The 13,802-nt window shown below is 35.9% G+C and carries 15 protein-coding genes; 9 read left to right on the top strand and 6 right to left on the bottom strand.

Annotated elements, in window-relative coordinates:
• Nucleotides 1–261 precede the first annotated feature (261 nt).
• Nucleotides 262–897, bottom strand: coding sequence for a hypothetical protein (locus AACZ41_RS08165; RefSeq protein WP_339627905.1), 636 nt, complete (start codon nucleotides 895–897; stop codon nucleotides 262–264).
• A gap of 1,573 nt (nucleotides 898–2,470) precedes the next feature.
• Here AACZ41_RS08165 and AACZ41_RS08160 point away from each other — a divergent pair.
• From AACZ41_RS08160 to AACZ41_RS08145, 4 genes are all read left to right on the top strand, one after another.
• On the top strand, nucleotides 2,471–2,725 hold the full coding sequence (locus AACZ41_RS08160) for a hypothetical protein (RefSeq protein ID WP_339627904.1): 255 nt from the start codon (nucleotides 2,471–2,473) through the stop codon (nucleotides 2,723–2,725).
• A 121-nt stretch (nucleotides 2,726–2,846) separates the two neighbouring features.
• The gene (locus AACZ41_RS08155; protein ID WP_339627902.1) at nucleotides 2,847–3,356 is read left to right on the top strand and encodes a nicotinate-nucleotide adenylyltransferase; all 510 of its coding nucleotides are present in this window, start codon (nucleotides 2,847–2,849) and stop codon (nucleotides 3,354–3,356) included.
• Nucleotides 3,356–3,769, top strand: coding sequence for an archease (locus AACZ41_RS08150; protein ID WP_339627901.1), 414 nt, complete (start codon nucleotides 3,356–3,358; stop codon nucleotides 3,767–3,769). The genes AACZ41_RS08155 and AACZ41_RS08150 overlap by 1 nt, the downstream gene beginning before the upstream one ends.
• A gap of 7 nt (nucleotides 3,770–3,776) precedes the next feature.
• Nucleotides 3,777–5,225: an RtcB family protein gene (locus AACZ41_RS08145; protein ID WP_339627900.1), complete on the top strand. Its 1,449-nt coding sequence runs from the start codon at nucleotides 3,777–3,779 to the stop codon at nucleotides 5,223–5,225.
• Here the strand turns inward: AACZ41_RS08145 and AACZ41_RS08140 are convergent.
• Entirely contained in the window at nucleotides 5,222–5,857 is a 636-nt protein-coding gene (locus AACZ41_RS08140) for a phosphoribosyltransferase family protein (protein WP_339627899.1), read from the bottom strand. The two genes, AACZ41_RS08145 and AACZ41_RS08140, sit on opposite strands and share 4 nt — an antisense overlap.
• Nucleotides 5,844–6,518 carry an alpha/beta hydrolase gene (locus AACZ41_RS08135; RefSeq protein WP_339627898.1) on the bottom strand — a complete coding sequence of 225 codons (675 nt, stop codon included), beginning with the start codon at nucleotides 6,516–6,518 and terminating at the stop codon, nucleotides 5,844–5,846. The genes AACZ41_RS08140 and AACZ41_RS08135 overlap by 14 nt, the downstream gene beginning before the upstream one ends.
• A gap of 258 nt (nucleotides 6,519–6,776) precedes the next feature.
• Between AACZ41_RS08135 and AACZ41_RS08130 the strand changes: the two genes are divergently transcribed.
• Entirely contained in the window at nucleotides 6,777–7,802 is a 1,026-nt protein-coding gene (locus AACZ41_RS08130; protein WP_339627897.1) for a zinc-dependent alcohol dehydrogenase family protein, read from the top strand.
• Nucleotides 7,803–8,075: 273 nt separating this feature from the next.
• Here AACZ41_RS08130 and AACZ41_RS08125 read toward each other — a convergent pair whose 3' ends face one another.
• The gene (locus AACZ41_RS08125; RefSeq protein WP_339627896.1) at nucleotides 8,076–8,552 is read right to left on the bottom strand and encodes a c-type cytochrome; all 477 of its coding nucleotides are present in this window, start codon (nucleotides 8,550–8,552) and stop codon (nucleotides 8,076–8,078) included.
• Nucleotides 8,553–9,194: 642 nt separating this feature from the next.
• Here AACZ41_RS08125 and bglX point away from each other — a divergent pair.
• Entirely contained in the window at nucleotides 9,195–11,468 is a 2,274-nt protein-coding gene (gene bglX, locus AACZ41_RS08120) for a beta-glucosidase BglX (protein ID WP_339627895.1), read from the top strand.
• A gap of 188 nt (nucleotides 11,469–11,656) precedes the next feature.
• On the opposite strand, the gene AACZ41_RS08115 is transcribed toward bglX, so the two are convergent.
• Nucleotides 11,657–12,058 (bottom strand): hypothetical protein, encoded by a 402-nt coding sequence (locus AACZ41_RS08115; protein ID WP_339627893.1) that lies wholly within the window; start codon nucleotides 12,056–12,058, stop codon nucleotides 11,657–11,659.
• A 213-nt stretch (nucleotides 12,059–12,271) separates the two neighbouring features.
• Here AACZ41_RS08115 and AACZ41_RS08110 point away from each other — a divergent pair, with 213 nt between their 5' ends.
• From AACZ41_RS08110 to AACZ41_RS08100, 3 genes are all read left to right on the top strand, one after another.
• Nucleotides 12,272–12,721, top strand: coding sequence for a hypothetical protein (locus AACZ41_RS08110; RefSeq protein WP_339627892.1), 450 nt, complete (start codon nucleotides 12,272–12,274; stop codon nucleotides 12,719–12,721).
• A gap of 11 nt (nucleotides 12,722–12,732) precedes the next feature.
• Nucleotides 12,733–12,879, top strand: coding sequence for a hypothetical protein (locus AACZ41_RS08105; protein ID WP_339627891.1), 147 nt, complete (start codon nucleotides 12,733–12,735; stop codon nucleotides 12,877–12,879).
• Nucleotides 12,880–13,065: 186 nt separating this feature from the next.
• Nucleotides 13,066–13,269 carry a hypothetical protein gene (locus tag AACZ41_RS08100; RefSeq protein ID WP_339627889.1) on the top strand — a complete coding sequence of 68 codons (204 nt, stop codon included), beginning with the start codon at nucleotides 13,066–13,068 and terminating at the stop codon, nucleotides 13,267–13,269.
• A 26-nt stretch (nucleotides 13,270–13,295) separates the two neighbouring features.
• Here AACZ41_RS08100 and AACZ41_RS08095 read toward each other — a convergent pair whose 3' ends face one another.
• Nucleotides 13,296–13,715 (bottom strand): hypothetical protein, encoded by a 420-nt coding sequence (locus AACZ41_RS08095; protein WP_339627887.1) that lies wholly within the window; start codon nucleotides 13,713–13,715, stop codon nucleotides 13,296–13,298.
• Between the last annotated feature and the right edge of the window lie 87 nt (nucleotides 13,716–13,802).

The following is a 13,802-nucleotide window of genomic DNA, read 5'->3' as shown; positions in this document are numbered from 1 at the left end:
AACTTCATATAGTTTATTCCCTGTTACCCTCACCCTTAGGTATAATGAAACATCCAAAAGGTTACATAAATGATATTGCCAAAAAGCTAAAATCATCTTGATTTGAAAAAAACCATGATACTTCTGGACAATTCATAAAGGCCAAAAAAATATAATAGTAAGAATAATTCTATTTCAATTAAGGGTATCAAATATATATTTGATTTTTTGAGCATAAAATGAATTAATAATATGTTTTACGTACATCTATCTTTTGGACTTTTATAATTTTTCAATCAGATTTTCCCGCTCCAATTGACCAATAATTCGGTCTACATAATCATTAACGGTCGAGGTAATATTTACAGGGTCGACGATATTAAATGTACCGACCCAGACCAAAGATTTATCTTCATCTCCACTAATATTATAGATGGAAGTCTCAATATGAAAAACTTTATAGTTCTCATAATAGTCCGGGGTATAATAAATATCCTGAAATCTATAAAAATACGGCCCAAAACGATACCACCAATTGTACCCAAAAGTGTAATGCCCAGATCTTTGTATTGTTTTGTCGTCGATTCCCACAATTGCAGTGATTACGACAGCATCAAAACCTTGTTGCAAAAGCTCTTCCTTCATCATCTCTATTTCTTCTTCGCTTCTTTTTGAGGCTGTGAAAGATTGGCCAATGACCATACTACTTTCATAAGCATTGATACCTCGGTTTATGAACTGTTCTTTAAGTTTTTCCTCAAAGATTTTCCGAGCCGTAAGGTTTTCGGTCATGCCGATTACCAAAAGTTTTTGTGGGCTAAATACTTCTATTCCTTTGTTTTTCCAGCTATCCACAAATCTTGTAGAAGAACAAGCCGTCAAAATCAGTATTCCGAGAATAAAAACTATTTTCTTCATGATGTAGTACATATTTGAGGGATAAAAGTATAGATTGGAGTCTTAGACAACAATGACCTAGATCATTCTGGTGAGTTGGCAATTTTAGGGGTAAAATAACTTTTCGGATCGTTGTATTTCGAGTAATGGACTTTAAGATTCTTAAATATTGAATATTTGATTCAAGTACAAACAGAAACAGGAGACCTCAGGTCTCCTGTTTCCTTTTAAGCGTTCGTTTTATTCTAAACGAATAGATTTATCCTTGAGTCATCTTATCGCTAAAATGATATAGGGGCAATCTCTGCGAAAAATAACCCGAACCCTATCAAGCCTTTATCGCCTTTCGACAATATTGGTCTTTATGTAATATCTTAAAAAGGACCAAGATACCGGAATATCCCAGTTCTTTTTTCTGGTACCACTTTACATTAATTTTTGAATGCAGATCAAGTAGGAATGCGCTAGCTTCGCGTATACTTGAATTCCAAGATTAAAGTAGTCCATTTTATCGCCTCTAAGGGATTACCGCTTTGAAGGCTTTTAAATTAATGTCAAAGAGAAAAAAACAGGAAGCTAAAACTTCCTGTTTTCCCATAAAGAAATAGAATACATCAATACTTTTCATCAATCTTTTAAACTATTTTATTGCTAAAACAACCTAACTGACCGATAAGAGTACAAACAGCATCCGTCTTCTTTACTATGACCTTTACTGGTCTTGCGATAGCAAAGATCAATACTATATAGAAACAGTAAAAATTACCGTTGAGCTCCTTGCGTGACTTTGAGAATAACCTATCACTAGGCCATAACTAAAAGCACACAGCATATGGCATTTTCTACAATTTCTTATACTAGAACCCTTATTATTAGTGGAGAAATAGTAAGTACTTCATGATTTTTTATGTTTAGAAGCTATCAAAGCTTCGTTTTCAAAGAATAATTGCTTTCAATTATTAAGGCCAGTGGTGATTTCTTTAATTCAAATGACCTACATCAGTTTACCTTTTTTTTTAGAAAAAGAAACCGGAACACCGAGATGTTCCGGTTTCCTAGAAGACGTTGTTCGACCCTATGACCGCTTATACTGGTACTTACTTGAACCTATCGCTAAATCCGTTCGGCACTCAAAAGGTATAAAGGGTCTTCGCAACCTCTTCTTTTTATTTGGGCATTGTTTTCCCAATTCGCAGCCCAACCTACTTATGTTTTTTTCAAAGAACTTTATCGTTAATTATGATGCCAATATATAGCATGTTGTAGAGTATTGGAATGACCTATATCAGTTTCATGACTTTTCTTAAATTTTGGAAATCTTTGCCGATAATTTCATAATCTTTCCTTTTCTTAAAATCATAGATTATATGGAATCGCCTGATTTTATATTTTGTGACAATGACCAAGATTTTGTATGGTTTTCTTCGCTGGCTAACGGTATCTCACGGCAACATCTTTAAAAAAAATGGTCTTTTGGATTGGGTTTCATCTTTTAATTCATGTAACTCGACTACACTTTATGATTACATAATTAAAGTTCAGGTATCGGTGGATAATAGTTCGAATTTTCTGCTCGATTTTTTGACCATAGGTAATGGCATTTACATATAAACACTTTACTGTTTTTTCTGTCATATACGCCGAAGAAATTGCAGAAAAGAAACTTGTCATACAAATTTTCGATACTTGGTTCAAGAGCTTCGATATAGAAATAAAACCTTTTACCATCAAAGGAAACAAGGACTTCTCTTTCACAAGTACTATTATCTTTGAATTGTACTATTATAAAAAACTGATTACCAATCGATCAAAGGAAAAAATAGCATTTTTCATGCAGATTAATGCATAATATTTGACACTTCTATGACTGACACAGGTCATTGTGAAGGACAGAGCGACAACTTAGCTTTAAGGCGATGAACTAAAAAGTCATCAAATACTCACTTACAATTTAACTTAAATTTAAAATCATGTACAAGATTCTTTTATGTCTATTCATTTTAGGGTTGACCACCCAATCGTTTGCCCAAATTATAAAGCCAGTAGAACTGTCTGAAGTAGTGGTATACGCGACTAACTATAAGTATCTACATAGCTTAGCTTCAGAAGAGCCGGCTCCTGTGCCAGTTCAAATGCTAGAACGTAAAGTAGCGGCCTTTAACCTTAAGGATTCTGAATATTATCAAGACGATTATGACCTATACCACGTTAATTTTTATATTCCGGAGGGTACAATTCTTGCTGCCTACGACAAGGATGGTAAAATCATTAGGACTGCAGAACGTTTTAAGGATGTTTCTCTTCCAAAATCTGTGAGGAATGCAGTTGTAAATCGATTTCCTGGATGGACCATAACCAAAGATATTTATTTGGTATACTACCATGAGGATAAAGGTGTAAACAAAAAGTATAAAATTAAACTGGAGAATGGAGATAAAGTCATTCGTGTAAAAGTGGATGAAAAAGGGCAATTTCTTTAATGAAAATCGAATACCTCTCCCATACAGCGGATATCCGAATGAAAATTGAAGGTTCCCATTTAGAGGAATTGTTTCGGGCAGGCGTAATAGGAATGAGCAACATTCTAAAGGATGGGTTTTGTAATCAGAAGGTCAAGTTCGATTACCAGTGTATAGTTGAAATAACGGCATTGGACAGTACCTGTTTGCTTATTGATTTTTTATCTGAGGTTCTATCGGTTTCCTATACTCAAAAAGCGATTTTTTGCGAAGTCGTTTTTTTAGATTTTACTCCGCATCATACGATAGCTGAAATCCGTGGAAAGAAAACTCAGGGTTTTGATGAGGAAATAAAGGCGGTAACCTACCATGAGGCCGATGTACGCAAAAATAAAAGAGATCAGTGGGCAACCTTGATCATTTTTGATATCTAAGAGACAGATGAAAATAAGAAAAGAAGACATCCACAAAATCGAAGACTACTTGTGGGAAATTCCCAAAACATTCCTACCTAAAATGCGGGTACCCGCTAGGGTATTGGCATCAGAACCCTTGCTAAATGCGATTATGGAAGATCGGTCTTTGGTACAATTGGTTAATGTTGCTTCATTACCCGGTATTCAAGGAGCTTCATTAGTTATGCCAGATGTTCACGAAGGTTATGGCTTTCCCATTGGTGGCGTAGCAGCCACTTTGTATCCACATGGGGCTATTTCCCCTGGGGGCATCGGCTATGATATCAATTGCGGAGTGCGTTTGTTGACTTCCGATCAAAAAATAGCGGAAATAAAAGAAAAATTGGATCCCTTATCCAAAGAATTGTACGCCCAGATTCCTTCAGGAATGGGAAAAGGCGGACAAATCAAACTCTCCAGACAAGAAATGGATAAAGTACTATTAATGGGTGCTGAGTGGGCGGTGGAAAAAGGATATGGTGTCAAGGAAGATTTGGCTTTTATGGAAAGTAAAGGTAGGTTGGAAAATGCAGATGCTACCCTAGTCTCAGATATGGCAAAAAAAAGGGGTGCCGATCAGTTGGGCACCATAGGTTCGGGTAACCATTTTGTAGAGGTAGATTATATTGAGGAAATTTATGATGAGAGCATTGCAGAAGCCTATGGTCTTTACAAAGGTCAGTTGGTAGTGTTGATCCATACAGGATCTCGAGGGTTAGGGCATCAAGTCGCTACTGATTATATTAGACAGATTATGAACGCAATGCCTTATTATAACATTGAAGTACCAGATAGAGAATTGGCCTGTGTTCCGTTCAATTCTAAAGAAGGACAAAGTTATTTTAAGGCTATGTGCGCTGCGGCCAATTATGCTTGGTGTAACAGGGAAATAATTTCTTGGGAAGTGAGAACGGCTTGGACGAATATCTTTGGGTCGACCGTTCAACCTTTGAAACTCATGTACGATGTGGCGCACAATATTGCGAAAGTCGAAACACATTTGATTGACGGAGTACAAACTGACGTTATCGTACATCGCAAGGGAGCTACTAGGGCTTTTGGTCCAGGTTTTGAGGAATTGCCAGCAAGTTACAAAGTTGCTGGGCAACCTGTAATTATCCCTGGAAGCATGGGTACCTGTTCCTATGTATTGTCAGGTACCGCTAGAAGCAAAGAACTAACCTTTGGTTCTTGTTGCCACGGGGCAGGAAGACGCTTATCTCGGACAGCAGCAAAAAAGCAAGTGAATGCTCCTGTACTCAAAGAGAAGCTCAAGGAAAAAGGCATTTTTGTAGAAGCCGGTTCTTTTAAAGGAATAGCCGAAGAAGCGCCTATAGCCTATAAAGATGTCAATATGGTGGTCGAGACCGTAAGCGATTCGGGTATTGCCAAGAAAATCGCAAAATTGAGACCTGTGGTAGTTATTAAAGGTTAGTTTTTGTTGCCCGTATAGGCATCTTCCAATAACTTTATGGCTTCCACGTCGGGCACTTGTTCAAAGTTTTCGTAGAACTGGCCTACGGCACGAAAATTATTAGGGGTATCTAAACAAATTACTTCATCTACATTATCACTATCCTTTAATTTTTGAATGGCTGAATGGGGCGCTACGGGAACGGCAACCACTATTTTGTTGGGTTTTTGTTTCTTTATTAAATCTGCGGTGGCCAAAATTGTGTTGCCGGTAGCTATACCATCGTCTACTACAATGACCGTTTTCTTCTCGAGGTTCATTGGAGCTCTATTTTTATAATATTCATCTTGTCGTTTCTTCAATTTCTGTCGTATTCTAGAAGTTTCCTCCTCTATGTAATCTTTAGATACCTCAATCTCGTCCATCAGAATTATTCCTTCAAGGCTTACTGCCCCAATAGCATATTCCTTATTGAAAGGATGGCCTATTTTTTTTGTAAGGGAAACATCTAAAGGTACTTTTAAAGCTTTTGCAATGATTTCCCCTAATGGTAGACCACCTCTAGGTATGGCCAATACCACAACATTCTCACCCTTGAATTTCATCAATTTTTCCGCTAACTGACGACCCGCGTCTATTCTATTCTTGAACATTATTTTTCGTTTTATCTGGCTGTATATATTTAGCAAACCAATTGGCCGATATTCGAGCTACCTCTTCCAATTTTCCTGGCTCTTCGAATAAATGGCTGGCATTAGGAATAATTTCCAATGCACGTTCACCTTGTAATTTTTGATAGGCCATTTCATTAAGTTTAATGACCACATCGTCTAAACCACCTACAATTAAAAGGGTGGGAGCGGTAACCTTGTGTAAATCATTCGAGGCCATATCTGGTCTTCCTCCTCTTGAAACGACAGCCTTGATATCTTTGCCATAAAATGCGGCGGCACGTAATGCCGAAGCCGCACCTGTACTAGCGCCAAAATACCCGATCGGCAGACCTTTCGTCTCCTTTTGTCGTTGTGCCCATTGGGTTACATCAATTAGGCGCTTGGTCAGCAAATCGATGTTAAACCGATTTTCATAGACACGGTCTTCCACTGCTGTCAATAAATCGAAGAGGAGGGTGGCCAAGCCTTTTTCTTGTAGAACTTCGGCTACATAATTATTTCTAGGACTTAGGCGACTGCTTCCGCTTCCGTGGGAAAAAAGTACCAAACCGACCGCTTTATGAGGTACTACCAAATTACCTTTTAAAGTAAGGCTATCCAACTTGATATCTACTGATATATATTTTAGAGTGGTCTTCATTTCTTTAGTTATAGTTACACTTCATATACTTTTTAAAAGTAATAGAATGGCATCGAGGGTAAAATGACTAAGGTCATTAAAGACATAATATGTTGAATGACCTATATCATTTAGAACCCGTTATGGTTCAATTATATTTATAAAAATTAACCTTTTAAGAAATTCCAAAATGATAGGTTGTACTAGAAAGTGTAGCTTTAAATTTTTCTCATTTGATTCACAAATTTTAGCGATAATGGGAAGAAGATATAGAGATATATGAGAGCGATGGTTCTTAATCGGATTTCTATAGTCAACGAGAATAATTTGGCGCTAGAATTGGTCGATATCCCTTTACCGATTCCAAAGAGAGGTGAGGTACGCATCAAAGTTTCGGTCTGCGGAGTCTGTCATACCGAACTCGACGAAATCGAAGGTAGATTGGCACCTTTAAAACTTCCGATAGTACTAGGGCATCAGGTTGTTGGTCATATAGAAAAATTGGGTGTAGGGGCAACCAAATTCAATGTCGTTGATCGGGTAGGTGTCGCTTGGATATTTTCCGCTTGTGGTAAATGCAAGTTTTGTAGGGAAGGCAACGAGAACCTCTACGATGATTATAAGGCTACAGGAAAGGACATGAATGGCGGCTACGCCGAATTTATGACCATACCACAAAAATATGCGTATAGCATTCCAGCTTTTTTTACCGATACCGAGGCGGCACCCCTTTTGTGTGCGGGGGCAATCGGTTACAGGGCTATTCAACATGCCAAAATAGGTAATGGTAATCGGTTAGGACTTACCGGTTTTGGAGCTTCGGCACATTTGGTGCTGAAAATGGTCAAGTATAGCTATCCTAACACCAAAGTATTTGTATTTGCACGAAATGTGGAGGAACGTCTATTTGCGAAGGAACTTGGAGCCTTTTGGACCGGCGATACCACAGATGTACCCCCAGAAAAAATGGACGCCATCATCGACACTACGCCCGCTTGGAAACCTGTTGTCGAAGCCTTGGGCAATCTAGAAAAAGGAGGCAGATTGGTCATCAATGCCATCCGAAAAGAGGACCATGACAAAGATTACCTTAAAAATTTTTCTTACCAAGACGATTTGTGGATGGAGAAGGAAATCAAGTCTGTCGCCAATATTACAGGTAAGGATGTTTCTGAATTTTTGGAATTGGCGGCAAAAGCGAAAATTAGACCTACTTTTCAAGTATATTCCTTGGAAAAAGCGAACAAAGCCTTGTTAGAGCTAAAAGAAAACCATATTAGAGGGGCGAAAGTTTTGACTATGTAGCTGTACATTAACCAATAAAACCAACAAAACCCCGACAATGATTAATTAATTATGCAAGTAAAAATCGAGCATATATAAAACGGTACATACGAGTATCGGCAAGTACCTCTTTTTATTGTCTAAGGGTTTATTTTGATTGAAAATAAGGGCCTGGGAAAAAAGTTTAAAATATAAAAAAAATTAAAACCTATGGCAACGACGTTCTTACTTCACGAAATGCCATAGAAGGCCTTTTGAGATTAATGAAAATAAATGTTTAATCCCCCAAAATACTTAGTAATAAGGGTAATAATATGTTTTCGGTATGACTATGTTATATTCAGATCGAAGAAAGGTAACTAAATCAATGAGTTCTTGAACGGTCATGGCTTCATTGTAATTCTTCATCTTAGAATAGCCTGTTTCGGTAGTGTCGGTAGTGCTTTTTTGTTTAAAGCGTTGTGCAATTTTGTGTGAAGGATTGATAACCGATGTGACAAGCTCTCCATAGGATTTTTTATTGATTACTTCACCACCAAGTTGTATGTTAAGACTATCACTTCCTCCCTTCCATTTAATATCGGAAATGCTATGACATTCATTGCAGGCCAATCTCTTGTAGTTTGCTTTTCCTTCTTCAACATTACCATCAGGTAACGCAAATCCGCGCGCTTGCTCATTACAACTTATTACAAGTAGAACCCCTAATATTAAAATGGATATGCGTAGATAATTTGCCTGCTTGCAAGACGTTATATCTTTATCGGTCATAATTTGTTCTTTTAAATTAATGCTTAGATTCTTCACTTTACTATTTGATTAAAACAAAAATAGTATAGAAGAAAAACAAGGGAAATGACTTGCGTCAGCGAATTTATATGATAGATATTATATACGTAATTTGTACCTATTGATACGGTCTATAGAATAAGTAATAAAAAGGAGCCGTTTTATAGGACACTTTGCCAACACTTCCGAACATTTCAGGGTTTGGAAGCGGAAACGGAGTTTATAAATTCTACTTTTTCGTCCGCATAAAATGAAAGTGCTAAGCTTTTGGCATGGTTGAATTCTTTCTGTTTGTCTCCATATTTTAAAGTTGGATTTACATAGTTTTTTTATTTTTTGGTATTATTGAGTAGAACTACCTTTTTTATATAAAAAGGACGTTATTTAGAGAACACCTTCAAATTTTCATTTTATAAAAAACAAAAAAGTGTTTAACATTGATTGGACTGGATTAAAGCGGAATTAATTATGTTTGAAATTGGAGTGGCAGTACAATTAATTCTTCCCTGTACCAAGAAATAACGATATAGTTAAATAGGGGTTTATCAATAATTTACAGTAAATTTAAACGAACTTCAGTGATTATTTTTTCCATCATTGGAACTTTTTATGGAATAGAACGATATGAAAAAAATTTTAGTTATTGGATTTGGTTTATTGGCATACTGCCAAAGTAATTATGCACAGGTAAACCTTGATAATCGTATTGAAGAGAAAATAGATTCCCTAATGGCCAAAATGACCTTAGAAGAAAAGGTTGGGCAAATGAATCAATATAACGGTTTTTGGAATGTTACCGGGCCAATACCGGAAGATGGTGATGCCTCAAATAAATACGAGCACCTTAAAAATGGTTGGGTAGGATCAATGTTAAATGTTACGGGAGCAGACGAAGTTCGTAAAGTACAAAAGATAGTGGTTGAAGAATCACGTTTAGGTATTCCATTAATAATAGGTTTTGATGTCATTCATGGTTTTAAAACTCAAAGTCCTATACCCTTGGCTGAATCTGCTAGTTGGGATATGGAAGCCATAAAATCTTCGGCCGCGATGGCAGCTGAAGAAGCTGCTGCGAGTGGTATCAACTGGACCTTTGCTCCAATGGTAGATATATCAAGGGACCCTCGTTGGGGAAGGGTTATGGAAGGTGCTGGTGAAGACCCTTATTTAGGAAGTCAAATAGCTAAGGCACGTATTACAGGGTTTCAAGGTGAAGATCTTTCTGCAGTAAATACTATTGCAGCAACAGCTAAACATTTTGCAGGTTATGGTTTTTCTGAAGCCGGTAGAGATTATAATACAGTAGATGTTGGTACATCAACACTTTATAATATCATTTTTCCACCGTTCATGGCTGCGATAGAAGCAGATGTAAAGACCTTTATGAATTCGTTCAACGTACTAAATGGCATACCCGCTACTGGAAATGTTTATTTACAACGAGATATTTTAAAAGGGGAGTGGAACTACCAAGGATTCGTGGTTTCAGATTGGGGGTCTATGGCTGAAATGATAGCACATGGGTATTCTAAAGATGGAAAAGCAGCTGCTGAAAGTGCTGCAAATGCGGGTAGTGATATGGATATGGAATCATATTTATATGTAAAGCATTTGAAAAGTTTAGTGGATGAAGGAAAAGTGCCCGTAGATAAAGTAGATGATGCCGTTCGAAGAATTTTAAGGGTAAAATATGAATTAGGTCTTTTTGATGACCCTTATAAATATTGCAATGAAGAACGAGAGAAAACTGTGATAGGAAGTAATAAAAATATGGAAATCGCTCTTGATATGGCCGAAAAATCTATAGTGCTTTTGAAAAACGAAAATCAATTATTGCCTTTAAAAAAAGAAGGAATGAAAATAGCGGTAATTGGTCCGTTAGCAGATGATAAGAACAGTCCGTTAGGAGGTTGGAGACTTGCTGCCGAAGATAATTCTGCAGTATCCGTAATGGAAGGGTTAAAGAAATATAAAGGGAATATTTTATATCATGAAAAAGGAGTGGAATTGGTAAAGGGAACAGAAGCTTTTGTCTTTGAACTTGATATTAATACCACCGATAGAACCGGTATTTCTGAAGCTGTAGAAGTTGCTAAGAATAAGGATGTGGTAATCATGGTTCTAGGCGAGCATGGTTTTCAATCTGGGGAAGGTAGAAGTAGGGCGAGTTTAGATTTGCCTGGGCTACAACAAGAATTACTGGAAGCCGTACATGCCGTAAATAAAAATATAGTTTTAGTTTTAATGAACGGAAGACCCTTAACTATTAATTGGGCCGATGAGAATATACCAACTATCGTAGAAGCTTGGCAGTTAGGTTCTAAGAGCGGTGATGCCATCGCTAAAGTACTTTATGGAGATTACAACCCAAGTGGAAAATTACCCATGACATTCCCTAGAAATGTTGGTCAAGTGCCATTATATTATAATTATTTAAGTACGGGAAGACCTAAGTATCCAGGTGATGATCTTGTATTTTGGACACATTATACCGATGAGGTCAATACACCTTTGTATGAATTTGGTTATGGTTTGAGCTATACTGAATTTAAATACGATAATTTAAAGTTGAGTGCAAATTCACTCAACAAAACAGGGGAGTTAAATGTAAGTATAGATTTAACGAATTCAGGCAAATATGAAGGTAAAGAAGTAGTGCAATTATACATTCAAGATCTGTTTGCAAGCAGGGCCAGACCAGTAAAAGAGTTAAAAGATTTTCAAATGGTTTCTTTGAACCCTGGGGAAACCAAAGAAGTAAGTTTTACTATTGATTCTAAAACATTGGAGTTTTACTCGGCAAACAATACCTGGGAATCTGAAGTTGGTGATTTCAAAGTCTTCATTGGCGGAAGTTCTAACACCATTTTAGAATCAAAATTTACACTAAAAGACTAATTAAATTATGGACAAATTCTAAATATCAATTATGCATATTTAGAATTTGTCATATATAATTTCTATTATTACTATTGGCACCTAGTATTGAAAAGGATATTATAAAATGTTGAAATTACAGATTTAAGATAACGATACAGATACATAGAGGTCTAAGATGGATTTTTTTAGTTTTATGATGAAGCACATTAACGCAAAATACCACCGGTATAGTTAAAAATCTTGGTTTTATAATCGTTAAATTCGGTATAGAATTTCTCAAAACGATTCTTCAAAGTCCTATGGTTCTCCAAATAGAACGTATCACAAGAAATATCCTGACATTCCAAAATACCCTTTAGCTCAACCCCATATTCATTGATTTCTTTTTTGAAATTCTTTAACTCCCTCGTTTTCGTTTTCATTTCGTGTAAATAGTTTTGTAAACGTTCAAAAAGATTGGGTACCTTATCCTTAAAAGCTTTCGAATTTAGTAATCTATTTATGAACTGTAAATCATTTTCCATATAGCCAAGCATTGATATCCAAAGCAGTGTATCATTATGGAGTTCTGTCAAAATCTCTTGATCACTATTTTTTAAATTCGCCATTTCATCTAAATTTTAATATCCTACCTGAAAGCTAGTTTAGCGAGAGGGACTTACAAATGATTTTAATCAGTATTGCCATTCATCTCTACAGTTTGGTTTGCTCTTTTCACTAATAATTGTATTCATTATTTTAAGTATTTACCATGATGTAAATCATTTTATTCTTTGCCAAGCATACCTACTTTTAGATTTCAAATTTAAATTACGGTACAAATGGGAGACTTTAGATACAGGCCAAAAGGTAAATATATACACGACGCAGATTGGCAGGGACTTTACATATTAACAGAACATTGGAAGAACGATCTTGAATTTTATAGAGACGATTTAAGATTCTTACAACATCTTATTGACAAATATTTTATTTGGATGACCCGAAAGGAAAATTTGGATGAAGTAAGGGACATTGAAACAGATTTGATAGAGATCGATCGCAAATGTTACCAGTTACTGAAAAAAACCAACAAACACCTTACTGATCTTGCCGATCTAATTGAAGACCCATTTAAATACAATTCACATGTATTTAGGACGGAGCATGAAGATTTGGAGGATAGTATTGCCGATTTCGTAAAATCATTCAGATCTAACCGCAAACAGGTGTTTGCAATTACCGAACATGTAATGGACAGTGAAAAGTTGAACCGTCTGTTAAAAGCCTAAAAGAAAAAATTATGCCACAGATTATGGATAAACTTCCGAAGATATTTACGGAAATTACAGAATTGACCAATAAAATTGAAAAAGAAATACCCGTAAATTTATTAGTTTTTGTAAGAAGATCCTATGACCATTCCCAATATGGCCCATCCAAATACTGATGAAAAAGTGATGCATACCTACCTAGATGATTTAAAGCAGTTGGTAAGGCAGTATATAAAAACCTATAAGAGTAAGTGATTTTTCTATCATGAATGCTTTGACCTTAATTATAGATTTATGTTGAAAAAGGAACCACCTTTTCACTGAATAAAATAATAAAGCATATAATCTTTAAAAATAATTTTATGATACTAAAAAAATTCACCTCAAATGAAAACACAAAAGAGGCTATTGAAGATTCCAATAAGGAGATTCAAGAAATGAAGAAAGATCGGTATGGGGTCAAGCAAAAAACCCAATCAGAACCTTCATACTTTTATACAATTCAAGAATCTAAGGAATTTCATTTTACGTTAACAATTCTCTTCGAAAAAGAGTATGTACTGTAGATATAAAAAAGAAAAAGAGATGTTTTTCAAATTTCGTCAGGTTTTTTATGCTTTCTCATAACTGTTATGGCATAATAAAGAATTTCAGACTTCAACTTTCTATAATCTTCTGAAGTCTTTTGAACCGATAATTTTAAATTATCATGCTCTATATAAAAACTAGGGTCTCCGGAATGGTCGATAGATTCCATTATGCCCCCTATAGTTGCTTCATGCCCATCAATTTGAACTTTAAGATTATTTTTTACCATTTTTATTTTGTCCAACTGCTCAATGCAGTTTTGAAAACACTCATAAAGTTCTGCGGTATCCGGCTCAAAAAGATAAGAGTGTAAAAGATGTTCAAAAAAAATAATTTCCTCTTCCATGAATAGCACACTAGATTTCCATTCAAGACATTGTCCATGAATTCTATCCAACATCATTTGACGATTTGGTTTTTTCATAATAATGTTATTAGCACTCTTAAAATATGGCAATTTTGGAATTTTGGAAATGATTTACATCATAATATCATTTGGCTGTTCCCGAGA

Source organism: uncultured Maribacter sp. (genome assembly GCF_963974015.1).
Taxonomy (GTDB): domain Bacteria; phylum Bacteroidota; class Bacteroidia; order Flavobacteriales; family Flavobacteriaceae; genus Maribacter.
The sequence above is the reverse complement of the archived record's forward strand: the minus strand, read 5'-3'. Positions and strand labels throughout refer to the sequence as shown.